The organism is Enterobacter cloacae complex sp. ESBL7, assembly GCF_041679625.1.
GTDB lineage: Bacteria > Pseudomonadota > Gammaproteobacteria > Enterobacterales > Enterobacteriaceae > Enterobacter > Enterobacter asburiae_B.
On the sequence record NZ_JBGORN010000001.1, the window covers coordinates 574,619 to 594,007 of the forward strand.

17 protein-coding genes are annotated in these 19,389 nt (G+C 56.6%); 9 read left to right on the forward strand and 8 right to left on the reverse strand.

Features of this window, described 5'->3' with window-relative positions; genetic code table 11:
- The first annotated feature begins 58 nt into the window (after positions 1-58).
- The gene (gene rlmF, locus ACERY3_RS02825) at positions 59-970 is read left to right on the forward strand and encodes a 23S rRNA (adenine(1618)-N(6))-methyltransferase RlmF (RefSeq protein ID WP_058841681.1); all 912 of its coding nucleotides are present in this window, start codon (positions 59-61) and stop codon (positions 968-970) included.
- Between the two features lie 48 nt (positions 971-1,018).
- On the opposite strand, the gene ybiO is transcribed toward rlmF, so the two are convergent.
- The 6 genes from ybiO to rhtA form a co-directional block, all read right to left on the reverse strand.
- Positions 1,019-3,232 carry a mechanosensitive channel protein gene (gene ybiO, locus ACERY3_RS02830; RefSeq protein WP_058841680.1) on the reverse strand — a complete coding sequence of 738 codons (2,214 nt, stop codon included), beginning with the start codon at positions 3,230-3,232 and terminating at the stop codon, positions 1,019-1,021.
- A 124-nt stretch (positions 3,233-3,356) separates the two neighbouring features.
- Positions 3,357-4,079: a glutamine ABC transporter ATP-binding protein GlnQ gene (gene glnQ / locus ACERY3_RS02835; RefSeq protein WP_032641580.1), complete on the reverse strand. Its 723-nt coding sequence runs from the start codon at positions 4,077-4,079 to the stop codon at positions 3,357-3,359.
- Positions 4,076-4,735, reverse strand: coding sequence for a glutamine ABC transporter permease GlnP (gene glnP / locus ACERY3_RS02840; RefSeq protein ID WP_003858462.1), 660 nt, complete (start codon positions 4,733-4,735; stop codon positions 4,076-4,078). Before glnP ends, glnQ begins: the two co-directional genes overlap by 4 nt.
- Before the next feature lie 84 nt (positions 4,736-4,819).
- Positions 4,820-5,563: a glutamine ABC transporter substrate-binding protein GlnH gene (gene glnH / locus ACERY3_RS02845; protein WP_023310880.1), complete on the reverse strand. Its 744-nt coding sequence runs from the start codon at positions 5,561-5,563 to the stop codon at positions 4,820-4,822.
- Between the two features lie 362 nt (positions 5,564-5,925).
- The gene (gene dps / locus ACERY3_RS02850) at positions 5,926-6,429 is read right to left on the reverse strand and encodes a DNA starvation/stationary phase protection protein Dps (protein ID WP_010428924.1); all 504 of its coding nucleotides are present in this window, start codon (positions 6,427-6,429) and stop codon (positions 5,926-5,928) included.
- Positions 6,430-6,728: 299 nt separating this feature from the next.
- Positions 6,729-7,616, reverse strand: coding sequence for a threonine/homoserine exporter RhtA (gene rhtA / locus ACERY3_RS02855; protein ID WP_023334998.1), 888 nt, complete (start codon positions 7,614-7,616; stop codon positions 6,729-6,731).
- Between the two features lie 354 nt (positions 7,617-7,970).
- On the opposite strand from rhtA, the gene ompX reads away from it, so the two are divergent.
- Complete coding sequence (gene ompX, locus ACERY3_RS02860) at positions 7,971-8,489, forward strand: outer membrane protein OmpX (RefSeq protein WP_023310884.1); 519 nt, start codon at positions 7,971-7,973, stop codon at positions 8,487-8,489.
- A gap of 157 nt (positions 8,490-8,646) precedes the next feature.
- Here ompX and ACERY3_RS02865 read toward each other — a convergent pair whose 3' ends face one another.
- Positions 8,647-10,230 carry a phosphoethanolamine transferase gene (locus ACERY3_RS02865; RefSeq protein ID WP_058841678.1) on the reverse strand — a complete coding sequence of 528 codons (1,584 nt, stop codon included), beginning with the start codon at positions 10,228-10,230 and terminating at the stop codon, positions 8,647-8,649.
- A gap of 283 nt (positions 10,231-10,513) precedes the next feature.
- A complete protein-coding gene (mntS, locus tag ACERY3_RS02870; RefSeq protein WP_045887583.1) occupies positions 10,514-10,642 on the reverse strand; it encodes a manganase accumulation protein MntS in 129 nt (42 codons plus the stop codon).
- Between the two features lie 183 nt (positions 10,643-10,825).
- Here mntS and mntR point away from each other — a divergent pair, with 183 nt between their 5' ends.
- The 7 genes from mntR to ACERY3_RS02905 all read left to right on the forward strand — a co-directional run bounded on the left by mntR (position 10,826) and on the right by ACERY3_RS02905 (position 19,360).
- On the forward strand, positions 10,826-11,299 hold the full coding sequence (mntR, locus tag ACERY3_RS02875) for a manganese-binding transcriptional regulator MntR (RefSeq protein ID WP_023310887.1): 474 nt from the start codon (positions 10,826-10,828) through the stop codon (positions 11,297-11,299).
- Entirely contained in the window at positions 11,296-12,405 is a 1,110-nt protein-coding gene (locus ACERY3_RS02880; RefSeq protein ID WP_058841677.1) for an anion transporter, read from the forward strand. Before mntR ends, ACERY3_RS02880 begins: the two co-directional genes overlap by 4 nt.
- A gap of 101 nt (positions 12,406-12,506) precedes the next feature.
- Complete coding sequence (locus ACERY3_RS02885) at positions 12,507-13,601, forward strand: HlyD family secretion protein (RefSeq protein WP_032661279.1); 1,095 nt, start codon at positions 12,507-12,509, stop codon at positions 13,599-13,601.
- The gene (locus ACERY3_RS02890) at positions 13,598-15,169 is read left to right on the forward strand and encodes a DHA2 family efflux MFS transporter permease subunit (protein WP_033145003.1); all 1,572 of its coding nucleotides are present in this window, start codon (positions 13,598-13,600) and stop codon (positions 15,167-15,169) included. Before ACERY3_RS02885 ends, ACERY3_RS02890 begins: the two co-directional genes overlap by 4 nt.
- A complete protein-coding gene (locus ACERY3_RS02895) occupies positions 15,169-16,692 on the forward strand; it encodes an efflux transporter outer membrane subunit (RefSeq protein ID WP_058841676.1) in 1,524 nt (507 codons plus the stop codon). The genes ACERY3_RS02890 and ACERY3_RS02895 overlap by 1 nt, the downstream gene beginning before the upstream one ends.
- A 102-nt stretch (positions 16,693-16,794) precedes the next feature.
- Positions 16,795-17,835 carry an aldo/keto reductase gene (locus ACERY3_RS02900; RefSeq protein WP_023310892.1) on the forward strand — a complete coding sequence of 347 codons (1,041 nt, stop codon included), beginning with the start codon at positions 16,795-16,797 and terminating at the stop codon, positions 17,833-17,835.
- A 148-nt stretch (positions 17,836-17,983) separates the two neighbouring features.
- On the forward strand, positions 17,984-19,360 hold the full coding sequence (locus tag ACERY3_RS02905) for a glycoside hydrolase family 1 protein (RefSeq protein ID WP_033145006.1): 1,377 nt from the start codon (positions 17,984-17,986) through the stop codon (positions 19,358-19,360).
- Positions 19,361-19,389 lie beyond the last annotated feature (29 nt).

The following is a 19,389-nucleotide window of genomic DNA, read 5'->3' on the forward strand; positions in this document are numbered from 1 at the left end:
AAGATTTACCGTTGGGCCAGCAAAGGGTATCTTACGCCGCTGTTTAAAGGAGAATGCCATGACTGCCCAAAAGCCGGGATTGCACCCGCGAAATCGCCACCGCAGCCGCTACGACATGAACGCGTTATGCCTGAGCTGCCCGCCGCTGCAGGACTATCTTGTTCAGACCCCAGCGGGTGAGCCCTCGGTTAACTTTGCCGACCCGCAGGCGGTTAAAATGCTGAACAAAGCCCTGCTGGCGCATTTTTACGGTGTGGCTCACTGGGATATTCCGGAAGGCTTTCTCTGTCCACCCGTGCCGGGCCGCGCGGATTACGTTCATCACCTTGCCGACCTTCTTGCCGAAGGTAATGAGGGTGTCGTTCCACAGCAGGCTACCATTCTGGATATTGGCACCGGGGCGAATCTGATTTACCCGCTGATCGGGGCGCATGAATATCGGTGGCGCTTTACCGGAAGCGAAATCGGTGACGAGGCCTTTGCCAGCGCCCAGGCGATTATCAGCGCTAACCCGGGATTGAGCCGCGCTATTCGCCTGCGTCGTCAGAAAGACGCGGCGTCGATCTTCAACGGCATTATTCACAAAAATGAAAGCTATGACGCCACGATGTGCAACCCGCCGTTCCATGATTCGGCGGCATCGGCCCGTGCGGGCAGCGAGCGCAAGCGCCGTAACCTGGGTCAGGCTGAAGACGCCGCGCTGAACTTCGGCGGACAGCAGCAGGAGCTCTGGTGCGACGGGGGCGAAGTGGCGTTTATCCTGCGCATGATTGCGGAAAGCAAACAGTTTGGCCGTCAGGTGAAGTGGTTCACGACGCTGGTTTCCCGCGGGGATAACCTGCCGCCGCTCTACCGCGCGCTGACCGAAGCGGGCGCCGTAAAAGTGGTGAAAAAAGAGATGGCGCAGGGCCAGAAACAGAGCCGGTTTATCGCCTGGACGTTTATGGACAATAACAAACGTCGTAAATAGCACCCTGTCGTAGGCCGGGTAAGGCGAAGCCGCCACCCGGCAACCAGGTTACAGCGTCGGCTCCTGCGGCGGGAGCGGCGATGCGGGCGGCGGCAATACCTGATACGTCTGCACGGGCATCCGCACGTTCGCCAGATCAAAGTGTTTCTTCACCATGCTGTCGAGGGCAAAGCGCACCGTCCACTGCTTCAGCGGCTGGGTGGTGAACGACACGCGCAGGGTAAACGCCGTGTTCGTCAGCCCGACGATGCCGGCAAATGACGGCTCTCCGATCACCAGCCCGCGAATGTCCTCCATCTGCATCAGTTCTTCTACCGCATCGCGCAGCGCCTGCTTCGCTTTATCTGCATCCTCGTGGCGATCCACATCGTAGTTCGCCACAACGGAACCAATCCCGCGCACAAAGTTGGCGAAGGTGGTGATCGAAGACCAGGGGATGATGTGGTAGGCCCCTGTGTCCTGACGCACGCCGACGGAGCGTATGGACATCCTCTCTACCGTACCGGTTAACGGTCCGATGGTCACCAGATCGCCTGTGTTCATCCCGTTCTCAAACTGAATGAAGATGCCGGTAATAATATCCTTCACCAGCGTTTGTGAGCCGAAGGAGATGGCCAGCCCCAGGGCACCGGCACCCGCCAGCAGCGGGGCGATATTCACGCCGATTTCTGACAGCACAATCATAATGGTGATGGTGCTGATAATCACCGCCAGCGCGTTGCGGAACAGGGTGAGCAGCGTTCTTGCCCGCGCGCTGGGCAGGGGCCTGCCGTGAATATCCGATACCAGGCGGTTCTCAATAAGGCTCGCCAGCAGCGTCCAGCCGACGGCGGAGAAGAACAAAATCAGCGCGATGCGAATCAGGATGTCGACCGTTTTTTCACCCGCACCGTTGTGCAGCCAGTTCCAGAAATCAAACAGGCTCCACGCATTCAGAAGCAGCATAATCGCCACGCAGACGGTGAGAATGCGCGCCACTTTGAGCGATACCGACATCCAGCCGTTTACCCGTTTTTGCAGTTCCGGGTAATTACGCTGGACCTGCGGCGACAGGGTGATGGTTTTCGAGATCCAGCGCGACAGCAGCCCCGACACAAAGGCCGCGATGCCGATAATGGCCAGGCTTTTGAACGTCGCCCCCATCATAAATTTCAGGCTATTGCCCGGGTCAAACAGCGAGAAGAAGCACAGCACGATGAAGTAAGCGCTTGCTAGCCAGTGCCACACCAGGGCGAACGCGCGAATAAAGAGGCTAAAGAACGAGAGGGAGCGATCGGCCAGATTCAGCAGGCTTTGGGTAATGTTTTTTTTGTTGTGGAAGATCAGATACAGCGACCAGACGGTAATGCAGATCATGATCAGCACGTTTGCCAGCGCGCCAAACTGGACGTTTACCTGGTTGGAGATGATCGGCACGGCAACCAGCAGGCCGTAGCCAATCAGCCCGCTGAGCACGCTGAGGCGCAGTGCCCAGTACTTCGCGCTCGCATCCCGAATGGAGAAAGGCCGCAGCTCCGGCACGTGCGGACAAAAGAGTAACCGCAGCAGCGCCTTGAAGAACTCAATCAGGGCAAAGGCATTCAGGAAAAGCGACTGCTGGAAGGCGATGGTTTTGTTGCCTGCATTCAGCCTGTCGGCCAGCATCTGGCCTAAAAACAGCGTCAAGGCCAGCAGCAGTAAATCGATGATAAACGCTGAGGCTATCATCAACGGCAGGTGCAGACAGCTGCTTTTATGCTGATTCTTCCTGCGTCCCCATTGCCCCATTTTGCGGTACAGCGGCCACGCGCACAGACGCACCAGCCAGTAAAAAAGAAATACCGCACCCGCCAGCATCAGGAACTGCGTGGCGGCGGCGGTAAACGTTTGCGGGTTAAATGCCTTATGCGGCGAGCCAATCAGGTTGCGGTACAGCTGAGCGAAGCGTGATGAGAGCGCTTCCCCATAGTGGCGGCTCACGTCGGTGACGTTTTCCAGCACCGTTTTTTGCTCCTCAACCTGCGGAGGGGTGAGGGTTGGCACCGACTCCTGCGGCGGCGTGGCGGCGGCTTTGCGCAGCTGGCCAATGAGCTCCTGCCGGGAGGTGTCGTTTTCAAGGACGTCGGCAAGCGCACCGTAGGCGGCTTTTTTCTGTTCAACATCGGGTTCCGGAGGCGGCGTATTTTGCTGGGTCGCAGGGGCTCCGGTGGTGACGCCGGGGATCGCGACGGCGAACGAAGGCGCACTAAACAGGCTAATCAACAGCAACAGGATCCACGGCACGGCGTCCTCCGGTGAAAATGTCGAACAAAATGATAAGTATAGAAGTCGGGGCGCGGCGGGGGATTTTTGGGAACAATCTGGCGTAAAAAAGCCGGGCAAGCCCGGCTTATCGTAAAGCGATGGATCAGGAGACGTGCTGCAGGAACTCCTGCAAACGCTGGCTCGGCGGGTTCGCAATCAGCTCCTGCGGGTTACCGTCTTCCGCGATACGGCCTTTATCAATAAAGATCAGGCGGGACGCCACTTTCTCAGCAAAGCCGATTTCGTGGGTTACGATAACCATTGTCATCCCTTCTTCCGCCAGATCCTGCATGACTTTCAGCACCTCGTGGCGCAGCTCCGGGTCGAGTGCGGACGTAGGCTCATCAAACAGCATCATTTTCGGTTTGACCGCCAGGGCGCGGGCAATCGCCACACGCTGCTGTTGACCGCCGGACAGCTCGGAAGGGAAGTGGTGCGCACGTTCTGCCAGGCCGACTTTCGCCAGCAGATCTTTTGCCAGCGCTTCCGCCGCCGCTTTGCTGGCACCGCGCACGCGCAGTGGGCCAAACATCACGTTTTCCAGCGCCGTCAGGTGCGGGAACAGGTAGAACTGCTGGAACACCATGCCCGCTTCCTGACGAATCAGACGGTCGTCCACTTTTGGGTCGTTTACCTTCAGGCCGTCGACGATCAGATCGCCGCTGGTGATCTCTTCCAGCTTGTTGATGCAGCGCAGCAGGGTGGATTTACCGGAGCCGGATGGCCCAATAATCACCACCACTTCACCCTGTTTAATGTTCAGATCGATATTGTGCAGCACCTGGGTTGGGCCAAAGTGCTTGGAAACGTTTTTAAATTCAATCACAGGATTTTCATCCTTCTTTCAAGACGACGCAGAACGAAGCTCAGAACCAGAGTAATGATCAGGTAGACAACGGCTACCGCACTCCAGATTTCCAGCGCGCGGAAGTTGCCAGCTATGATCTCCTGCCCCTGACGGGTCAGCTCTGCCACGCCGATAACAATGAACAGCGAGGTATCTTTAATGCTGATGATCCACTGGTTACCGAGCGGCGGCAGCATGCGACGCAGCGCCAGCGGCAGAATAACGTGGCGGATCGTTTCGCGACGAGAAAGACCTAGCGCCAGACCGGCTTCACTGAAACCTTTATGAATCGACAGCACCGCACCGCGGGTGATTTCCGCAATGTAGGCGCCTGAGTTGATCATAATGGTGACGACGGCTGCGCTGAACGGGTCGATGCGCAGGTCGGTGAACGCCATAGGCAGGGCGAAGTAGATGAACATGACCTGCACGACAATAGGCGTGCCGCGGATCACTTCGATGAAAACCAGTGCGATGTGGTTTGCGATCCAGCCGCCGTAGGTGCGGGCGAAACCGGCGACAAGACCGATAATCAACCCACCAACCAGACCCAGGACCGAAATCCACAGGGTCATTTTAGCGCCTTCAAGCAAGAGTGGAATGGCAGGCCAGATGGCGCTCCAGTCAAACTGCATGATAATTTCCTGTTACTGTTACCGTGTTTCAAAAATAGCAGGGGCGAAAGGTCGCCCCCGAGTGAACGTCATTTTTACGTCTTATTATTTAGGCTCGGTACCGAACCATTTTTTGTAGATTTCGTTATAGGTGCCGTTCTCTTTCAGCGTTTTCAGCGCGCCGTTAACTTTCGTGCGCAGGTCGTCGCTGCCTTTCGGGAACGCGATACCGTACTGCTGCGCTTCCAGAGACTCGCCAACGGCTTTGAACTTGCCGTTACCGGCTGTCTTGATGAAGTACAGAATGTTAGGCGTGTCGTGCAGAACAGCGTCAGCACGGTTGGTGCCGAGTTCCATGTACGCGTTGTCGATGTTCGGGAACTGACGCAGGTCTTTGGTTTTGATATTTGCTTTCGCGTAATCAACAGAACCGGTGCCGCTCTTCACTGCCACCACTTTGCCGTCGAGATCTTTCACGCTTTTTACGTCGTTATTATCGGCTTTGACCATGACCAGCAGGCCGCTTTTGTAGTAGCCGTCAGAGAAGTCGATCGCTTTTTTACGTTCATCGGTAATGGTGATGCCTGCCAGCGCCAGATCAACGTTTTTGGTTTGCAGTGCCGGGATGATGCCGCTGAAGTCCATAGGCTTCAGGGTGTAATCCAGCTTGAGTTCTTTTGCGACAGCGGCCCACAGATCCACATCAAAACCAACGTATTTATCACCCTGTTTGAATTCAAACGGAACGAACGCCGTGTCGGTCGCCACAACCAGTTTGTCGGCAGCCTGAGAGGACACTGCAAAAGCCAGGGTAAGTGCAGCCAGTGAAACTTTTAATACAGACTTCATAGCATTTCCTTTTATATCCACGGGGCGATCCCCTGCGAGAACAGGTGGCACAATGAAAAAATCGTGCCAACTTTACAAGCTATTGTTTTGCAAAGGGGATGATGTCATGCATTGCACAATAAATGGGGCAATGAGGCTTTATTGCACCAAAGTGGAGCACCATTTTGGTGCGCTTCGTTTGGCTCAACTGACGGGGAGATATTTAGCGTAAATTCTGACGAAAAAACAATCTTCCGTTAACGGTTGTGTGAGGTGATTATTACATTTCGTTCACTTTTGCAGGTGTGCAGACAAAAACTGTGCACCATAGATGTGCAAAACCCTCGCCGGAGGGCGAGGGTTTGATAGAAAATTCGTATGAATTATTCGATGTTAGATTCGATAAACCACAGGAACTGGTCCAGGTCGCGGGAAGCGGCAGTGAAAATGTCTGCGGTATCTTCGTCTTTGGCTTCGCCGATCGCTTTGCGCACGTCATTGGCCACAATCGCGTAGCGGTCCGCCAGCTCTTTCAGGTGATCCTGAACGGTATGGATATCCAGCGGATAACTCTTCAGTGGCGTTTTGCTGTTGATCACCTGCGTGGTACCCAGCGCCACGCCGCCTAACTGAACGGCACGTTCAGCCATCGTATCGAGGTGGGTCACCAGTGCTGTGCGGAAGCCATCCAGCATTTCATGAACGGCAATAAAGTTTGCACCGCGCATATTCCAGTGGGCCTGTTTGGTGATCAGCGAAAGATCGATGAACTGGATCACCTGGCGATTCAGCAACTCAATGGTCGCCTTTTTGTCGCTATCCGATACATCGTTACGGGTATAAAGCAGATTAGACGCTTTCGTTTTCACCAGTTTAGCGGTACTCATAATCTCATATCCTCTTGATGTTTATGTCCCAGGTAATTACGGAACTAAGTATAGCACCGGATTTTTTCTCTGCGGTTTGGCTGTGCCTATCGGTTTAATAGCGAGAAGTGGCTTGTGAATTTAATTCATTGAAATAAATGGGTATTTTTAAAATTGATACAGATCAATCTTAATTGCTGGATGGGGATGTAAACGCAGAGGGATATTTCGAAAATAGAACAAAGTGTGTAAGAAATTATAACGACTGTCTTTCTGGCCTTTATTCTGCATGGCATGGAAGCCATGCAGAATATATGGCCTTAGCTGATATCCACTTTCTCAACTTTAGGTTCCGGGCGCATGGTGAGCGTCGAGCCCATTGATGCCGCGATAATCGAGCAGAGCGCCAGCGTCTGGGTCAATGTCAGGGTTTCGCCGAGAAACACCATTCCGGAAATGGCGGCTAGCGCAGGCTCCATGCTCATCAGGGTGCCAAATATACGCGTCGGCAGACGCGTAAGGGCAATCATCTCCAGAGAGTAGGGGAGTGCGGTAGAGAGAATCGCGACCGCCAGCCCGATGGGCATGACGGACCATTGCCAGATAGATTCGGTCGCCTGCGCCATGCCGATAGGCACGAAGACGATGGCTGCGATCAGGGAACCTAACGCGACGGTCGCCGGACCGTGCTCTTCTCCTGCACGCTGGCCCGTAAGTATATAGACGGCCCAGCAGGCGCCAGCACCCAGCGCCAGGGCTGCGCCCGTCAGATCGATCTCAGCGACGCTCTGGCCCAGCGGCAGCAGGAACCATAAGCCCAGAACGGCTAACACGACCCAGATAAAATCGACCGGACGTCGCGAGGAGAAAAGCGCCACCGCCAGCGGGCCGGTAAACTCCAGCGCGACGGCGATCCCCAGCGGTATCGTCTGAATAGAGAGGTAGAACAGATAGTTCATTGCCCCGAGGGAAAGTCCATAAAACAGCAGGGGTAAACGCTGCTCCTTTTTGAAGCGCAGACGCCAGGGTTTGAAAATGACCACCAGTATCGCCGTGCCCAGCACGATACGCAGGGCAGTCACGCCTGGCGCACCTACCAGCGGGAAAAGTGATTTTGCCAGCGAAGCACCGCTTTGAATGGACAACATGGCAATGAGTATGACTGCCACCGGCAACCAGACCGACGACGTGCGGGATAACCCAGGCATCCTTTCTCCTGTCAGCTTATGTCAAATGAGGTAAAGGTTGCAGTGTAAAGGAAATAAGCGGCAACGGTTGAGACGCTGTTGAAAAAAAACCGTGTCAAATCCGTAAAATGGTTAAGCGCTGGTGGATTTATCGCCTGATAGATTAGGAATAATCTGGATGAATGTAACGGCGCGTGCGCGCAATATGCGCATTTAGTAGTGAAAATTGCATGTGATTTGAAAGAGATAGCTGATGCTGGAAACGTTCTGTTACAGGAAAGGTTTCATTAGACATCACGAATCACAAAGAGTTTCGCAAAATTTTTTGATATATTTAAAACTTACGGACTTACTTGAAGCACATTTGAGGTGGTTATGAAAAAAATTGCATGTCTTTCAGCACTGGCCGCTGTACTGGCTGTTTCCGCAGGTACCGCTGTAGCTGCTACTTCTACTGTTACTGGTGGTTACGCTCAGAGCGACTATCAGGGCGTGATGAACAAAGCTAACGGTTTCAACCTGAAGTATCGCTACGAGCAGGATAACAACCCACTGGGCGTGATCGGTTCTTTCACCTACACCGAGAAAGATCGTTCTGAAAACGGCGCATACAACAAAGGCCAGTACTACGGTATCACCGCTGGTCCAGCTTACCGTCTGAATGACTGGGCGAGCATCTACGGTGTTGTAGGTGTTGGCTACGGTAAATTCCAGCAGACTGAAAACCAGAGCGAAAGCCGCACTGCAAGCAACAGCGACTATGGCTTCTCCTATGGCGCAGGCCTGCAGTTCAACCCAATCCAGGACGTTGCTCTGGACTTCTCCTATGAGCAGAGCCGTATCCGCAACGTTGACGTTGGCACCTGGATCGCGGGCGTAGGTTACCGCTTCTAATCACTCCGGTGATTAAATAAAAAATCCGCCCACTGTGGCGGATTTTTTTTTGAAGGTAAAAGCAAAACGGCAACCCCAGGTTGCCGTTTTTAGTGTTTGTTCCCTCTCCCCGTGGGAGAGGGCCAGGGTGAGGGCATCAGTCCGCACGAGACGGCAATTACTTACTCTTAATATCGAAAATATCCGTACCCAGATGGTTGTAGTCAACTTTCTGTAACTTGAAGTTGGTAACGTACACTGGGGGAGCTTTCTTGTTAGAGACAAACGGGTAAGCCGTTTTTATCTGCTCGGCTGTAATCCCCGTCCACTGTGAGAAGAACTGCAGGAAATCATTAGCCGAACGGCGCGCTTTAATCACGCGATGCGTTTTATCGTCGCTCGACAGCACCATAAACGGCACCTGGAAGTTCTGCTGGAACTTGTCATCGTGCGCCAGGTACTGCACCTCTTTACCACGCTCTTTAAACGCCAGTCCGTGATCCGAGAAATAGACCATGGAGAAGCTGTCACCTGTATTGCGTAGCTGATCGTACAGCTTGCTCAGCAGCTCATCGGTTTGCGTCATGGTGTAGAGATAGCAAGAGGTCTCTTTGGACTGCACGAACTCCGCGTACTTCCCGCCGGTGCGATCGCAGGCCTGCGGGTGCGACCCCATCAGGTGCAGGACGATCAGCTGAGGCTGGGTGCGCGGGGTGGCGAAAACCTGTGCCGTCATTTTCAACAGCGCTTCGTCTTTGGTGTTTTTGTCGGCTTCAAAGTCGCCGTTCTTCAGGAACTGCACTTCGTCCGCACGTTTGGCGATACTGGCGATGGCCGTATCGTATTCGCCAATTTGCCCCTGATTGGAGAACCACCAGGTCTGATAACCCGCGCGGTTTGCCAGGGTGACAAAATTATCCTGATACTGAGGTTTGCCGTCGACGACCCGGTTAAGCGTCAGGCCGAGCGATTTCTGCGTCGAGCCGCTGGCCGCGACATAATCGGTAAACAGCGTGCCTTTGACCGAACTGGCAAACGGTGTGTTATCCCAGTGTCCGCCGAAGGCTCCCATTGCATCGCGACGGGCACTTTCCCCAATCACCACCACATAGGTGTGATATTTCGGCTTAACGGCCAGCACGTTCCAGGTGTCTTTCATATTGGAAAGCTCCGCCATGCGCGCCTGTTCGTCGAGAACCTCTTTATTATTGACAACGACGTCCTTCACGAAGCGGAAAACCGGATAGCCGATATTGGTGAGCCTTAGCTTACCGTCCCAGGGAATATTCTGGATGGGGGCGACAAACGCCACGGCAACGCTGAATACCAGACAGAGTATTTCGATCTTACCCCAGGGTTTTTTCTCGCCCGGCTGACGGCGGATGGCGATAACGCCCAGCGCGAAGATAAAGAGCCCGACCACGTAGCTGTACCACGGGAAGATCGTCAGGATCTCCGTTGACTCTTCCATATTGGTCGAGTGCAGCGCCAGCAGGGTATTAAAGTTTGGCGAGCCGTAAGCCTGACCAAACGGGAAATAGAGTGCAGCGACCAGCGAGCAGATCCCGATTAACGCTTTTTGCACGCGCGGTGCGGTTCGCCACAGCACATGCAGAACGCAGGTGAAAGCCACCGCGTAGAGCAGACTAAAGGGATAACCCAGCGCAAAGTTAATCAGTAATGACTGCAAAAAGTAAAAACCCGTCCACGGGCTTAAGGCCCGGCTGCGGGTCACAACGGTATCTATCAGGGTTACATTCATAGGTCACTATCATGGATGAAAACGCCATGTGCTCACCCTGGCGTCAAGGGTCATAACCTGCCTGACAGTGCGTGGAGAGGGAATGAGGGTCCGCTTCAGCGAGCCGCAAATTGTGCAGGGCTGCAAGAAGATAGTGCGAGCGCTAAAGAATATCAACAGTTGCTAAGCAGATGTTTTGCGAAGGGGACTGCAAATCCGTAAAAAAGATCGGGAATAAGGCGGCTGGAAGCCAGTTTACAGCGAGATTGTGACGGGAAAATGAAGCGGCGTACCGCAACGCCGCTTAGTGGGAAGGTTTGTCGTCCTGATGCGGTTTGGTGTTAAACATATCGCACAGCATGTTCAACAGCATTAAGCGCACTTTAAAGGGAGAGTGGGTAAACACGGTCATGCACCTCTTGAATTCGTTCATAAGACCTCCTGAGTTTTGATCCCTTCGATCCGTGAAGGGTGACTGCATTACATACAGATATAGCACAGGCTATATTGTATAGCTATGGCTATTTCGTTAATTTTTTGTGCTTGCGGAGCTATGGTTTACAATGTGCGCTCTCGAATCCGGGCGCTGGAAGCGTCACCCCACTGAGGAAGTACAATGAACCGTCGCGCAGGTCATCCGACAATGAGGAAAACGACGCAACTGGTGAATGTTGAAGAACATGTCGAAGGTTTTCGCCAGGTCCGTGAAGCGCACCGGCGTGAACTGATTGATGATTATGTTGAACTCATTTCCGATCTGATTCGTGAGGTCGGTGAAGCGCGCCAGGTCGATATGGCCGCCAGGCTGGGGGTTTCACAGCCAACTGTCGCTAAAATGTTAAAACGCCTGGCTTCCGTGGGCTTAATTGAAATGATCCCCTGGCGCGGTGTTTTTCTGACGCCGGAAGGGGAGAAACTCGCGCAGGAGAGCCGCGAGCGCCATCAGCTTGTCGAGAATTTTTTGCTGGTGCTGGGCGTCAGCCCGGAAATCGCCCGCCGGGATGCGGAAGGCATGGAACACCACGTCAGCGAAGAGACGCTGGTGAAGTTCCGCGAATTTACCCTTAAATATGGTCCCTCCGCTGAATGAAAATCCCCGGACTGCAGGCCCTGGCACGCGATCGTTTCTTCCATCTCTTATTAATCATTGGCGCAGCGTTAAGCCTCTTAGTGCCTTTTGCGCCACACGCCTGGCCCGCCGCAATTGACTGGCGCACCATCATTACCCTGAGTGGCCTGATGATGCTCACCAAAGGGGTCGAGCTGAGCGGCTATTTTGACGTTCTGGGCCGCAAAATGGTGCGCCGCTTTGCCACCGAGCGCAGGCTGTCCCTGTTTATGGTGTTCTCCGCCGCGGTGCTGTCGACGTTTCTGACCAACGATGTGGCGCTGTTTATCATCGTGCCCCTCACGCTCACGCTGCGTAAGCTGTGCGAGATCCCCGTCAGCCGGCTGATCATCTTTGAAGCGCTGGCCGTCAATGCGGGCTCGCTTCTGACGCCAATCGGCAACCCGCAAAATATCCTTCTGTGGGGACGGTCCGGGCTGTCGTTCGCCGCCTTTACCTGGCAGATGGCCCCTCTGGCGCTGGTGATGATGCTGTCGCTGATGGCGGTGTGCTGGTTTGCGTTTCCGGATAAAAAGCTGCAGTACCACAGCGGCACAACCGGCCCGCAGTGGCAGCCGCGCCTGGTGTGGAGCTGTCTCGGGTTATACATCGTCTTTCTGTTCGCGCTGGAGCTGAAGTATGAGCTGGCGGGCGTCCTGCTCGTTGCCGCAGGCTTTGTCGTCCTGGCGCGTCGCGTGCTGGTGAGCGTGGACTGGACGCTGCTGCTGGTCTTTATGGCGATGTTTATTGATGTGCATCTTCTTATCCAGCTTCCGGTACTGCAGAACGTTCTGCACAGCGTCAGCACGCTGTCTCAGCCGGGACTGTGGCTGACGGCGATTGGCCTGTCGCAGTTTATCAGCAACGTACCGTCCACCATTCTCCTGCTCAACTATGTTCCGCCCGATACGCTTCTGGCCTGGGCGGTCAACATCGGCGGGTTTGGGCTGCTGCCCGGCTCGCTGGCAAACCTGATTGCGCTGCGCATGGCCAACGACCGCCGTATCTGGTGGCGTTTCCACGTCTGGTCGATTCCGATGCTGGTTTGGGCCGCGGCGATCGGTTTCGGAATATTCCTTCTCATATAGTGCGCAATTTGTCAGTTTTTCCTGGCAAACGTATAGCAACGTCCTAGCTTTAGTGAACGGCATAGTGTGATGCCGCTCACTGACAGGACCGTTGCTGAACTATGGCTGAAGATCAAAACCCGCCTGCTGACGAGCAGGACAAAAACAATAATGAGCGTAAGCGCCCGGGCAAGAAACCGTTAATTATCCTCGGCATTGTCGTGGTGGTGATGGTGGTCGTGGCGCTGGTCTGGTGGTTTTTAACCCGTAACGAAGAGACGACCGACGACGCCTTTACCGACGGCGACGTGGTGACGATTGCCCCCAAAACGGCGGGCTACGTTACCGAGCTGCGCGTGCGCGATAACCAGCGCGTGAAAAAGGGCGATCTGCTGGTGGTTATCGATCCGCGGGACACCACCGCGCAGCGCGATCAGGCTCAGGCCCAGCTTGGGCTGGCTATCGCGCAGCTGCATCAGGCTCAGGCGCAGCTGGCGCTTTCAAAAGTCCAGTATCCCGCCCAGCGTGACGAAGCCAAAGCGCAGGTGCTGAAAGCGCAGGCCGATCTGGCGAACGCGCAGGCAGAGTACCGTCGTCAGCGCGGCGTCGACCCGCGTGCGACCACTCAGCAAAGTATCGATTCCGCGAACGCACAGCTGCGTAGCGCACAGGCGGGGCTGGCCAGCGCTCAGGCGCAGCTGGAAGTGGCAGAGCAGGTCCAGCTGCAAATCCGCCAGCAGGAAACCAACGTTGAAGCGCGCGAGCGTCAGGTCGATCAGGCTAAAGCGCAGCTGGAAACGGCCAACCTTAACCTCTCCTATACCGAAGTCCGCGCCCCTTTCGACGGCGTTGTCACCAAACGCAACGTGCAGCCCGGCACGCTGGTGCAGGCGGGGACGGCGCTGTTCTCGCTGGTTTCCCCGAACGTGTGGGTGGTCGCGAACTTTAAAGAGTCGCAGCTCGAGCGCATGAAGCCGGGCGATAAGGTCACCGTGTCCGTCGACGCGTGGCCGGATATGGAGCTTGAAGGGCACGTAGACAGTATCCAGCAGGGCAGCGGCTCGCGCTTCTCCGCCTTCCCGGCAGAAAATGCCACCGGCAACTTCGTCAAAATTGTGCAGCGCGTGCCGGTCAAAATCGTGATTGATAAAGGCCTGGATCCAAACAAACCGCTGCCGCTCGGGCTGTCGGTTGCACCGAAGGTGACGGTGGAATGACGGATCACAGCCACGACAGCTGGAAACCCGCCAGCAATCCGTGGGCGGTGGCGATTGTCGTCACCCTGGCGGTATTCATGGAAATTCTGGACACCACCATCGTCAACGTGGCGCTCCCCCACGTGGCAGGCTCGCTCTCGTCCAGCTATGACGAATCCACCTGGGTGTTAACCAGCTATCTGGTCGCGAACGGCATCGTGCTGCCCATCTCGGCGTTTTTGAGCCGGGTGTTTGGCCGCAAGCAGTTCTTCCTGATTTGCATCGTCATGTTCACCGTCTGCTCGTTCCTGTGCGGGATTGCCACCGAGCTGTGGCAGATCATCCTGTTCCGCGTGATGCAGGGCTTTTTTGGCGGCGGGCTGCAGCCCACGCAGCAGTCGGTGCTGCTCGACTACTTCAAACCCGAAGACAGGGGCAAAGCGTTTGGTCTGTCCTCCATTGCGATTATCGTTGCGCCGGTGCTCGGCCCGACGCTGGGCGGCTGGATCACCGATAACTACTCCTGGCGCTGGGTGTTCTTTATTAACATTCCGGTGGGGATTGTCACGGTGCTGGCGATCTACCAGCTGCTGGAAGATCCGCCGTGGGAGAGCAAATCAAAAGAGAAGCTGACTATCGACTGGACGGGGATCGGCCTGATCGCGCTGGGGCTGGGCTGTCTGCAGGTGATGCTCGACCGGGGAGAAGATGAGGACTGGTTCTACTCGAACTTTATCCGCACCTTCGGCGTGTTGACGCTTGTCGGCATTATCGGCGCCATCTACTGGCTGGTGTATGCCAGAAAGCCGGTGGTGGATCTGCACTGCATGAAGGACCGCAACTTTGCCATCTCCAGCCTGCTGATGGCGGGGATGGCGATGATCCTGTACGGCAGTTCGGTGGTGATCCCGCAGCTGGCGCAGCAGGACCTGGGCTACACCGCTACCTGGTCGGGGCTGGTGCTGTCGCCCGGCGCGGTGCTGATCGTATTAACTATCCCGCTGGTGCTGAAGCTGATGCCGGTGGTGCAGACGCGCTGGATCATCGCCTTTGGCTTTACCTGTCTGGCGGTGTCGTTCTTCTGGTCGCGCACGCTGACGCCGGATATCGACTTCGAAACGCTGGTGCTGTTCCGCAGCGCCCAGTCGATAGGGCTGGGGTTCCTGTTTGTGCCGCTCACGACTATTGCGTTTATCTCGATACCGAGGCGGCTGAATGCCGATGCGGCGGCGCTGTTTACCATGTTCCGCAACGTAGCGGGCTCGATTGGCATATCCCTTTCGACGGCGGCCATCACCGAACGCGCGCAGGCGCACAGCGCGCACCTTGCGTACCACGCCTCGCCGCTTAACGAGCAGTTCCAGCAGGCGATACGCGAAAGCGCCCAGGCGATCCAGAACTTCACCACCCAGGTGGGCGACCCCACCGGCATCGCCACCGGACGCATGTACCAGACCATGATCGAGCAGTCGCGCTTCCTGGCCTACATCGACGTCTTCACCATTCTGAGCGCGGTGGCTTTGTTACTGATTCCGTTTTGTTTGTTGCTCTCGCCGGTTAAGAGCGAGGGGAGTGCAGGAGCACATTGATGATACACAGACGTTTACACCCCCTGATGATAATGATGCTGCTGGCGGGCTGCGCCGTCGGGCCGGACTACAAGCAGCCTGCGCCACCCGCCGTTACGCACTGGAACGATAAGGGCGACAGCGCGGTGAAATCGCATACTACTTCCGCTGCGACCAATCCGCTCTGGTGGAAGACCTTCGGCTCGCCGCAGCTCGACAGCCTGGTTGAGCGCGCCATTGCCGGAAACCTGACGCTGCAGCAGACGGTGCTGCGCATCGCCGGAGCGCGAGAGCAGATTAATCAGGCGGGCGGGGCGTTTTATCCGTCGGTCAACGGCAATCTGCAGGCGACGCGCCAGCAGCTTGGCCTGGAAGGAGAGCTGAAATCCCATGGCGTGTATGACCAGGTGGATAGTATCGATCCCAACCTGAAGGGCGCGCTGGGGCCGCTGACGCAGCCGATTAACCTCTACCAGGGCAGCTTCGACGCCCAGTGGGAAATCGATCTGTGGGGCAAGGTGCGTCGTCAGGTGGAAGCCGCCGAAGCGCAGCAGAAAGCCGCCATCGAGCAGCGTAACGACGCGCTGGTATCGCTTGAGGCCGAAGTGGCGCGCGCGTGGCTCCAGCTGCGCGGGGCGCAGAGCATTATCGCCACGCTGAACACCCAGATTAAAAGCGCGCAGCAGACTCTGGATCTGACCGAAAGCCGCCAGCGCGGCGGGCTGTCGCCGCAGATGGACGTGGAAAACGCCCGGGCGCAGTTAGGCAACCTTGAGGCCCAGCTTCCGCAATATCAGGCGCAGGAGCGGCAGGCGATGAACGGTCTGGCGATCCTGCTCGGCAAGCCGCCTGGGGGGCTGGATGCGGAATTGCAAAGCGTGCAGCCGATGCCGGCCCTGCCGGATATCGTGCAGACCGGCATTCCGTCCACGCTGGCACGACGCCGTCCGGACGTGCGCGAAGCGGAGGCGAACCTCCACGCCGCCACGGCGCAAATCGGCGTCTCGGTGGCGGAGCTGTTCCCGAGCTTTACGCTCTCCGGGCAGTTTGGCCTGCGCAACAGCGAAACCAACTGGCTGACCGACTGGAGCAGCCACTTCTACAGCTTCGGCCCGCAGGTCTCCATTCCCATCTTCCAGGGCGGTCGACTGGTCTCCAGCGTCAAGGTGGCGCGCGCGCAGCAGGGGGCGGCGGTGCTGGACTATCGCCAGACGGTGCTGACCGCGCTCGGCGATGTCGAAAACGCGCTGGTGAGCTATCGCACCGACCAGCAGCGTGAAGCGGGTCTCGCAAAAACGATCGACGCCCTACAAAACGCCTTTGACCTGGCAAGCGACAGCTACCGCCAGGGGATTGCCAGCTTTATCGACGTGCTGGACGCTCAGCGTCAGCTGGCGCAGGCCCAGCAGCAGCGCGCGCAGGCGCAGGTACAGAGCGCGCTCGATCTGGTGGCGCTCTACAAGGCCCTCGGCGGCGGCTGGGAGCCGTATCAGCAGGTGCAATTACCAGAATACAGCGTCTTTGGCGACGCACCGCGCGGATAAATTCAGAGGATTGGGCAAGAAACGGACAGGAACACCACATTCGCGATGGCTGAGGGGCGGGTATAACTATCGGGTACCCAATCGACATGCGAGGAATAACTTATGCGTTATCAAAAACTGGGCAACACCGGTCTGTTTGTTTCTGAACTGTGCCTCGGCACCATGACCTTCGGCGGTGAGGGCGGCATGTGGGGCAAGATTGGCCAGCTCCAGCAAAGTGAAGCCGAGCAGCTGGTGGGCCGCGCGCTGGATGCCGGGATCAACTTTATCGACACCGCGGACGTTTACTCGGAAGGACGCTCGGAAGAGATCACCGGTCAGGCGCTGAAAAACCTGAAGATCCCTCGCGAGAACGTGGTTGTCGCCACGAAAGTGTTCGGCGAAACGGGAACGGCAGGGGTGAACTCGCGCGGCAGCTCGCGCTATCACATCATCAGCAGCGTGAAGGAGAGCCTGCGCCGCCTGCAGCTCGATCATATCGATCTCTACCAGCTTCACGGCTTCGACCCCGCAACGCCGATTGAAGAGATGCTCTACGCGCTGGATAACCTGGTGCAGCACGGCCACGTGCGCTACATCGGCGTCTCGAACTGGGCGGCTTGGCAGATTGCCAAAGCGCTCGGTATTTCTGAACGTCTTGGGCTGGCGCGTTTCGCGTCGCTGCAGGCGTATTACACCATTGCCGGGCGCGATCTGGAGCGCGAGCTTGTACCAATGATGCAGAGCGAAGGCGTCGGGCTGATGGTCTGGAGCCCGCTGGCGGGCGGCCTGCTGAGCGGAAAATATGGCCGCGACGGTCAGAGTGAAGCCGGCGGTCGCCGTCTGGAGTTTGACTTCCCGCCGGTGAACAAAGATCGCGCCTTCGACTGCGTAGACGTGATGCGCACTATCGCCGAAAGCAAGGGCGTCTCCGTCGCGCAAATCGCGCTGGCCTGGCTGCTGCATCAGAAAGCGGTGACCAGCGTCATCATTGGCGCGAAACGCGTCGAACAGCTGGACGACAATATCGCCGCGACCGGGATCCGCTTAAGCGAAGACGAACTCAAGCAGCTTGATGCGGTGAGCGCGCTGCCGCGCGAATACCCGGGCTGGATGCTGGAGCGGCAGGGGGAATATCGCCGCAATCAGCTCGCGCAACAATAACCTTCCTTGCCCCGGCAATGCATCGCTAACCGGGGCTTTTTTTCCCGCATTGCTCACAAAAAACGATCCTCCTCTTTGATCCCCATATCATCTTCGCCTATATGACTAGTCATGAAATTTTAAATGACTAGTCATATAGGGAGAGAGCATGAACAATTCGCTGCCGGCCAATTTTTTATGGGGCAACTCGGTGTCCAGCATGCAGACGGAAGGGGCATGGAACGAGGGTGGGAAGGGGATGTCGGTTTACGACATTCGCGAAGCCGGGGAGAACGTATCCGACTGGAAAGTCGCGACCGACTCCTACCACCGCTACCGGGAAGATTTCGACCTGATGCAGGATCTGGGCATGAACTGCTACCGCTTTCAGATCTCATGGAGCCGCGTCTGCCCGCAGGGCGACGGCGCGTTCAACGACGAAGGCATCGCGTTTTACGACCGCTTTATTGACGATCTCATCGCCCGCGGCATCGAGCCGATGGTCTGCCTGTACCACTTCGATATGCCGCTGGCGCTGGCGCAGGAGTACAACGGCTTCAACGACCGCCGCGTGATGGAGGCCTTTATCCGCTACGGCAAAAAGATGATCGACTGCTATGGCGACCGCGTGAAGTACTGGCTGACCTTCAATGAGCAGAACATTTTCCATATGCCTGAAGCGTTCCGCATTTCCGGCTATATGCACGGCGACAAAACCCTGCGCGAGCTGTACGAACTGCAGCACCATACGATGGTGGCGCACATGGCGCTGACCGAGTATCTGCATCAGACCAGGCCCGGCCAGCTGATGGGCGGCATGCTGGCGCACCAGCTGATCTACCCGGCCACCTGCAAACCGCGCGATATCTTCTGCGCCCAGCAGTACGACGAGTTCCTCAACCAGAACCTGCTGCGCGTCTTCGCAGGGCAGGGCTACAGCCCCGCGGTGATGGCGGTGGTGGAGCAGGAGGGCTTTGGCGATATCTACCGCGCCGAGGATTTAGCGCTGCTGGCGCGGACTAAAAACGACTATATGGCCTTCAGCTACTACGCCAGCAAAACGCTGGACAGCGATGCGATCCCGGAAGGCACGCCGGTGAACTATTACCTGCTGCACGGCGAGAAAAACAACCCGTACCTGAAGGCCACCGAGTGGAACTGGCAGATCGATCCGCTGGGCTTTCGTACCATCATCACCCGCTACGCCAACGACTGGCGGATGCCGGTCTTCCCGATCGAAAACGGCATCGGGGTGATTGAGTCCTGGGACGGCGTCAATCCGATCGAGGACACCTACCGCATCGACTACCACCGGGCGCATATCAATGCCATGAAGGAGGCGATGTTCGAGGACGGGGCAGAGGTGATCGGCTACCTCGGCTGGGGGTTAATCGACATTCTCAGCTCCCAGGGCGACATGCGTAAGCGCTACGGCGTGGTCTATGTCAACCGTGAAAACCACGACCTGAAAGACCTGAAGCGCGTGCCGAAGAAGAGCTACGCGTGGTTAAAACAGGTTATCCATACCAACGGACGCGAGATGTAAGCCGTACGCTGCCGGGCCGTTTTTGTGAC

What these genes read in the sequence shown, in the direction of transcription:
- mntS (WP_045887583.1), bottom strand. Translation starts at nt 10,642, where the DNA reads ATGAACGAATTCAAGAGGTGCATGACCGTGTTTACCCACTCTCCCTTT.
- ACERY3_RS02905 (WP_033145006.1), top strand. Translation starts at nt 17,984, where the DNA reads ATGAACAATTCGCTGCCGGCCAATTTTTTATGGGGCAACTCGGTGTCC.
- ACERY3_RS02890 (WP_033145003.1), top strand. Translation starts at nt 13,598, where the DNA reads ATGACGGATCACAGCCACGACAGCTGGAAACCCGCCAGCAATCCGTGG.
- ACERY3_RS02895 (WP_058841676.1), top strand. Translation starts at nt 15,169, where the DNA reads ATGATACACAGACGTTTACACCCCCTGATGATAATGATGCTGCTGGCG.
- rhtA (WP_023334998.1), bottom strand. Translation starts at nt 7,616, where the DNA reads ATGCCTGGGTTATCCCGCACGTCGTCGGTCTGGTTGCCGGTGGCAGTC.
- ACERY3_RS02880 (WP_058841677.1), top strand. Translation starts at nt 11,296, where the DNA reads ATGAAAATCCCCGGACTGCAGGCCCTGGCACGCGATCGTTTCTTCCAT.
- ACERY3_RS02900 (WP_023310892.1), top strand. Translation starts at nt 16,795, where the DNA reads ATGCGTTATCAAAAACTGGGCAACACCGGTCTGTTTGTTTCTGAACTG.
- dps (WP_010428924.1), bottom strand. Translation starts at nt 6,429, where the DNA reads ATGAGTACCGCTAAACTGGTGAAAACGAAAGCGTCTAATCTGCTTTAT.
- rlmF (WP_058841681.1), top strand. Translation starts at nt 59, where the DNA reads ATGACTGCCCAAAAGCCGGGATTGCACCCGCGAAATCGCCACCGCAGC.
- ACERY3_RS02885 (WP_032661279.1), top strand. Translation starts at nt 12,507, where the DNA reads ATGGCTGAAGATCAAAACCCGCCTGCTGACGAGCAGGACAAAAACAAT.
- mntR (WP_023310887.1), top strand. Translation starts at nt 10,826, where the DNA reads ATGAACCGTCGCGCAGGTCATCCGACAATGAGGAAAACGACGCAACTG.
- ompX (WP_023310884.1), top strand. Translation starts at nt 7,971, where the DNA reads ATGAAAAAAATTGCATGTCTTTCAGCACTGGCCGCTGTACTGGCTGTT.
- ACERY3_RS02865 (WP_058841678.1), bottom strand. Translation starts at nt 10,230, where the DNA reads ATGAATGTAACCCTGATAGATACCGTTGTGACCCGCAGCCGGGCCTTA.
- glnH (WP_023310880.1), bottom strand. Translation starts at nt 5,563, where the DNA reads ATGAAGTCTGTATTAAAAGTTTCACTGGCTGCACTTACCCTGGCTTTT.
- glnP (WP_003858462.1), bottom strand. Translation starts at nt 4,735, where the DNA reads ATGCAGTTTGACTGGAGCGCCATCTGGCCTGCCATTCCACTCTTGCTT.